Annotated in this window: 3 protein-coding genes; 2 read left to right on the top strand and 1 reads right to left on the bottom strand. The window is 64.1% G+C overall.

Features of this window, described 5'->3' with window-relative positions:
- Positions 1-68: 68 nt before the first annotated feature.
- Positions 69-1589, top strand: a complete 1521-nt coding sequence (gene exaC, locus AC4FAH_RS10755; RefSeq protein ID WP_054555359.1) for an acetaldehyde dehydrogenase ExaC — start codon at positions 69-71, stop codon at positions 1587-1589.
- A 332-nt stretch (positions 1590-1921) separates the two neighbouring features.
- Positions 1922-2950, top strand: a complete 1029-nt coding sequence (gene adhP / locus AC4FAH_RS10750) for an alcohol dehydrogenase AdhP (RefSeq protein ID WP_215823830.1) — start codon at positions 1922-1924, stop codon at positions 2948-2950.
- A 174-nt stretch (positions 2951-3124) separates the two neighbouring features.
- On the opposite strand, the gene AC4FAH_RS10745 is transcribed toward adhP, so the two are convergent.
- A complete protein-coding gene (locus AC4FAH_RS10745) occupies positions 3125-3616 on the bottom strand; it encodes a pyridoxamine 5'-phosphate oxidase family protein (RefSeq protein WP_054555360.1) in 492 nt (163 codons plus the stop codon).
- Positions 3617-3670: the final 54 nt, after the last annotated feature.

Here is a 3670-nt window from a genome sequence, read left to right as displayed (position 1 = left end):
GCAGCAACGACAACAACAGGCCGTCGATCACGAGCGCCACTCGTGAATCCGGCCAACAGGAGTTCGCCATGATCTACGCCTCCCCGGGCAGCGCCGATGCGCTGGTCACGTTCAAGGATATCTACGGCAACTATATCGGCGGTCGCTTCGTCGAGCCGGTGAAGGGTGAGTACTTCGACAATGTCAGCCCGGTGACGGGCGAGGCCTTCTGCCGTATCCCGCGTTCGAGTGCGGAGGACATCGACCTCGCGCTGGATGCCGCCCACAAGGCAGCCGCTGCCTGGGGCAAGACCTCGGTGCAGGAGCGCTCCAACATCCTGCTCAAGATCGCGGATCGCATCGAGCAGAACCTCGAGATGCTGGCCGTCGCCGAGACCTGGGACAACGGCAAGGCGGTGCGCGAGACGCTCAACGCCGATATCCCGCTGGCGGCGGACCACTTCCGTTACTTCGCCGGTTGCCTGCGCTCCCAGGAAGGCACCGCGGCGGATATCGATGCCAATACCGTCTCCTATCACTTCCATGAGCCGCTGGGTGTGGTCGGGCAGATCATCCCGTGGAACTTCCCGATCCTGATGGCGGCCTGGAAGCTCGGCCCGGCGCTGGCGGCCGGCAACTGCGTGGTGCTCAAGCCGGCGGAACAGACCCCGGCCTCGATTCTGGTGCTCGCGGAGCTGGTCGGCGACCTGCTGCCGGCGGGCGTGCTCAACATCGTCAACGGCTACGGGGCCGAGGCCGGCCAGGCGCTGGCCACCAGCAAGCGCATCGCCAAGATCGCCTTCACCGGTTCCACCCCCGTGGGCTCGCACATTCTCAAGTGCGCCGCCGACAGCATCATCCCCTCCACGGTGGAGCTGGGCGGCAAGTCGCCCAACATCTACTTCGCCGACATCATGAATGCCGAACCCGAGTTCATCGACAAGGCCGCCGAGGGTCTGGTACTGGCGTTCTTCAATCAGGGCGAGGTGTGCACCTGCCCGTCACGCGCCCTGATCCAGGAAAGCATCTACGACGACTTCATGGCCCGGGTGATGGAGCGCGTGAAGACCATCAAGCGCGGCAACCCGCTGGACACCGACGTACAGGTCGGCGCCCAGGCTTCCCGCGAGCAGTTCGACAAGATCATGTCCTACATGGATGTCGCCCGCGAGGAAGGCGCCGAGGTGCTCACTGGCGGCAGCAGCGAGCAGCTGGAGAACGAGCTGGCCAACGGCTATTACATCCAGCCGACCCTGCTCAAGGGCAACAACTCGATGCGTGTCTTCCAGGAGGAGATCTTCGGGCCGGTGGTGGCCGTCACCACCTTCCGTGACGAGGCCGAGGCGCTGGCCATCGCCAATGACACCGAATTCGGTCTCGGCGCCGGTGTCTGGAGCCGCGACATGAACGTCGCCTTCCGCATGGGTCGCGGCATCCAGGCCGGTCGCGTGTGGACCAACTGCTACCACCAGTATCCCGCCCATGCCGCCTTCGGTGGCTACAAGAAATCCGGTGTCGGTCGCGAGACCCACAAGATGGCACTGGAGCACTACCAGCAGACCAAGAACCTGCTGGTCAGCTACGACATCAATCCGCTCGGCTTCTTCTAGGCCTGGCTGGCAGCGCCACCGCCTTGGGTGGTGCTGCACGCCTCCCGCGATTCTCGCTTGAGAAAATGACATCGATGCCCGCGCCAGATCCGATTGCTTGATCTGGCGCAGGGCAGGGAGCGCTGCGTCTGGTTTCAATGGAGAGGCAAGCTTTGCACTGGCTCGGGCGCAGGCTCGGGCGCTGGAAAAAACGCTGGCATGGGCGCTGGCGCATGCAGGCGCAAGCCCACACTCTCCGGCGCAACTCTCCGCCGCAACTCTGCTGGTTCGTCTGTCTTGAGTGTCCGTCTTTCTTGAATGTTCGTCAGTCTTCAATGGATGAGGAGTACGTCATGGATAACAGCATGAAAGCCGCCGTGGTACGTGAATTCGGTGCACCGCTGGTGATCGAGGAGGTCGCGGTACCGCGACCGGGGCGTGGCGAGATTCTGGTCGAGGTCGCCGCCTCCGGGGTCTGTCATACCGACCTGCACGCCGCGCATGGCGACTGGCCGGTGAAACCCAATCCGCCGTTCATTCCCGGCCATGAAGGCGTCGGCACCATCGCGGCGGTAGGCGAGGGCGTCACCCACGTCAAGGAAGGCGACCGTGTCGGGGTGCCCTGGCTCTACTCGGCCTGCGGCCACTGCGAGCATTGCCTGGGCGGCTGGGAGACGCTGTGCGAGAGCCAGCAGAATACCGGCTACTCGGTGAATGGCGGCTTTGCCCAGTTCACGCTGGCGGACGCAGGCTACGTCGGCCGCCTGCCGGACAGCGTGGGCTTCGTGGAGATCGCGCCGGTGCTGTGCGCCGGGGTCACGGTCTACAAGGGGCTCAAGATGACCGACACCCGCCCCGGCCAGTGGGTGGTGATCTCGGGCATCGGTGGACTGGGACACATGGCGGTGCAGTATGCACGCGCCATGGGCCTGAACGTGGCGGCGGTGGATGTGGATGATGCCAAGCTGGAACTGGCCCGCCGTCTGGGCGCGACCGTGACCGTCAATGCCATGAAGGAAGATCCGGCGAGCGTCATCAAGCGCGACATCGGCGGCGCGCATGGCGCGCTGGTGACGGCGGTGTCGCCCAAGGCCTTCGATCAGGCCCAGAACATGCTGCGCCGTGGCGGCACCCTGGTGCTCAACGGCCTGCCGCCGGGCGACTTCCCGCTGCCGATCTTCTCCACCGTGCTCAATGGCATCACGGTGCGTGGCTCCATCGTCGGCACGCGCCAGGACCTGCAGGAGGCGCTGGACTTCGCCGCGGAAGGCAAGGTCGCCGCCACCGTGCAGACCGGCAAGCTCGAGGACATCAACGACATCTTCGGACGCATGATCGACGGCAAGATCGAGGGGCGCATCGTGCTCGACATGAAGGCCTGAGGTGTTCGTTGACCTGAATCCTCACCACCGATGACAGGCCTGCTGGAAACGGCAGGCTGCCAGACACGACAACGCCAGCCCTCGGGCTGGCGTTGTCGTGTCTGGCATGGCCGTACGCGTTGACTCTCACGCGGGCACTGCAAAGAGCTCTCCATGACGAGCTCGGGCTTTAGCTTACACCGTGCCGAATTTCTCGTTCTCGCCCATGTCCGGGGTGTGGTCCTTGTCGAGGTTGGCGCGCGCCACCTCGTAGAGCTGATAGGCCTTGCTCTCCTTGGCCTTCCAGTGCTCGCCGGATTGCACCGAGATCTCCAGCAGGGTGACGTCGGGGTCATCCTTGCCTTCCGGGAACCAGGCGGCCACGAACGGATTCCAGAACTTGTCGATCAGGCCCTGATCGCGGTGCAGATTGGCATGACCGCTCAGCGACACGTAGACGCCATCATCCTGATCGGAAAAGCTCAGGCAGACCTCGCTGTCCTTTTTGGCCTCAAACACCTTCTCGGCGCTGGCGCGGGTGAAGAACCACAGGGTGCCGTCGTAGTCATCCTGCACCAGATGCATCGGGCGGGCGTGGGGCATGCCATCGCCTTGCGTCACCAACATGCCGACCTTCACATCCTTGATCAGCTTCCAGATCTTCTGCTTGTGCTCCGGGCTCGACATCGTGTGTCACTCCTTTGCGTCATGCGAATGAAAATCCGGCTGGCTAGCCGTTGC

This window comes from Cobetia sp. (assembly GCF_983723665.1).
This window is presented reverse-complemented; position numbering and strand designations above follow the sequence as displayed.